The sequence below is a fragment of the Desulfobacter curvatus DSM 3379 genome, assembly GCF_000373985.1.
Classification (GTDB): domain Bacteria; phylum Desulfobacterota; class Desulfobacteria; order Desulfobacterales; family Desulfobacteraceae; genus Desulfobacter; species Desulfobacter curvatus.
Genome location: NZ_KB893000.1, coordinates 1 through 2,222, shown reverse-complemented (window position 1 = coordinate 2,222; position 2,222 = coordinate 1). Strand labels below are relative to the sequence as shown.

At 42.3% G+C, this 2,222-nt stretch carries 1 protein-coding gene, 1 tRNA gene and 1 rRNA gene; all 3 read left to right on the top strand.

The annotated features are described in order from the left end of the window. Positions 1-89 (top strand): 5S ribosomal RNA (gene rrf / locus B147_RS30180); the annotation flags it as partial. Between the two features lie 185 nt (positions 90-274). Further along, positions 275-351, top strand: a tRNA-Ile gene (locus B147_RS0107980). 250 nt (positions 352-601) lie between these two features. Further along, a complete protein-coding gene (yjjJ, locus tag B147_RS0107975; RefSeq protein ID WP_033397102.1) occupies positions 602-1,930 on the top strand; it encodes a type II toxin-antitoxin system HipA family toxin YjjJ in 1,329 nt (442 codons plus the stop codon). Positions 1,931-2,222: the final 292 nt, after the last annotated feature.

Below are 2,222 nucleotides of genomic sequence, written 5' to 3'. Positions count from 1 at the left end.
CCGTACCCATCTCGAACACGGAAGTTAAGCTCTTTAGCGTCGATGGTACTGCATGGGAGACTATGTGGGAGAGTAGAACGCCGCCGGTTCTTTTTTACAAAAGCCCTGATCCTGATCAATAAATAGACAGGGTCAGGGCTTTTTTTGTGCACCATCCTTTTTATGGATAATTTTTGCCCCAGGTGTAAGGCACAGGACGCGAAGCTTAAAGGTACCCTACCCTCTTCAACTGTCCTGTAACGCCGCAGATGAGGTAAAAAATATTCATAAAAGAGGGCCTGTAGCTCAGTTGGTTAGAGCGCACGCCTGATAAGCGTGAGGTCGGTGGTTCAAATCCACCCAGGCCCACCACATATTTTTAAAAGCCCTGAACAGGACATCCTGCTCAGGGCTTTTTCTATTTCTATCAGGTGTTTTCAGGACTTTACTGTTACCTGAAGCACCCCTCTCTATCATATTCTTATCTTTTTATTAGTCATAAATAACGGCAATATAATTTTGATTTAATAGTTAAAATATTGATATTATATATTTTATGCACTATATTTTTATTGTTTTTACTATTCAAATAATAACCCAAATAACTATGCAGGATGTTGCTGTGCCCCTTACAATAAAAAAATATATAGAACGAGGTCCCTCCACATCGAAAGAAATTCAGGCCGCAACCGGTCTAAGTCAGAGTTCGGTTGCACGCAGGCTAAAAGAGATGGGCGATAGTGTTGTTCAAATACAAGATGGGCGCTTCATTAAATATGCTGCAACCTGCAATGCCTTTGGCGCTGATGATAGAATTCCTTTAGGCGCTATTGATCCTGCCGGGAAGGTGAAGGTTGTTGCTTATATCCGGCCATTGAGCCACGGCGGCTTTTTTTTGGAACCCGTGGATTTGATTTCCCCGTTGTTGTTGGGGGAACGGGGGAACGGTCTGTATGACGACCTTCCATATTTTCTTTACGATTTGAGACCACAAGGCTTTTTGGGTCGGCAGATTGCCCGAGAAATCGCGAAATGGAGTGATGATTTCCCTTCTGATCCAAGGCGGTGGACAACCACGCATATTGGAAAATATTTAATCTCCAATGGAGACGATCTGCCCGGGAATTTTATATTTGGCGAGCAAGCGTTTATACGTATCCGCCGGCGAGCAATCCCAGTTACCATTGATGATTATCCGAGACTCGCCGAGAGCGTAATGAAAGGGGAACTCCCTGGATCATCTGCTGGCGGAGAGCAGCCTAAATTTACGGCTTTCAAAAAAGACCTTCGGGGTGATCGGTCACATGTAATCGTTAAATTTTCACCCAAAGGTGAAAATGACGTCGCTAAAAGATGGAGAGATATTTTAGTAACCGAATATCATGCATCCCGAATCATAAGCGAGAGTCTCTGCCTGTCTGCGGAAACTAACCTTTTTGAAATGGATGGGCGCTTGTTTCTGGAAACACAGAGGTTTGACCGGTTCGGAGAGTTTGGTCGTACCTCAATGGTTTCATTGCAATCCATTGATGGTGAATTTGTAGGTCTTGGTCATAGTTGGCCAAAAATTTTCAATGAACTGTTCACTCAGAATCTGCTTTCTGAAAAGGATGTACGAACAGCTGAGTGTTTGTGGTGTTTTGGGAGACTTATCAACAATACCGACATGCATCCAGGCAATCTTAGTTTAACTATGGAGCAGAATTTATTCAGATTATTGCCATCTTATGATATGTGCTCAATGGGTTTTGCACCTATAAGCGGGGGAGAAGTCCAGCCCTTCTTTTTTGATGTATCGGATATCCCGGATGGAAATGTCAGTCAGGATGAATTTACAATGTTAAAAAAAATGGCGCATACTTTTTGGAAGAATGTTTCCAAAGACAGCAGAATCTCAGAGGAGTTTAAATTCTTCTTAGACCAGCGAAATCCGCTTGAATCCTTTATCTGATTAGTCGTCAAGGCAGTGTTTTCAAGGTATAGGGCAAAATATGATCGCGGCGTTGTTCCTCCCTTTAAAAATAATTTTTTAAAAAACAAAAAAAGAGCTTGACGGCATTTTAAAATTCAGGCATATTACGCCGGTCTTCTCGAGGGGACAAAGCAAAGTGGTTTCCTTCGGGAAGTTTTTTTTTGAGTAGTAAGTTGGATCTTTGAAAATTGGTCAGTGAAAAAGAAAAGAGCGGGTCAATGACAATGCGCTTTAAAGCCTGGCGGTTTTAAGTGCAGACCTTAAAAAGTTT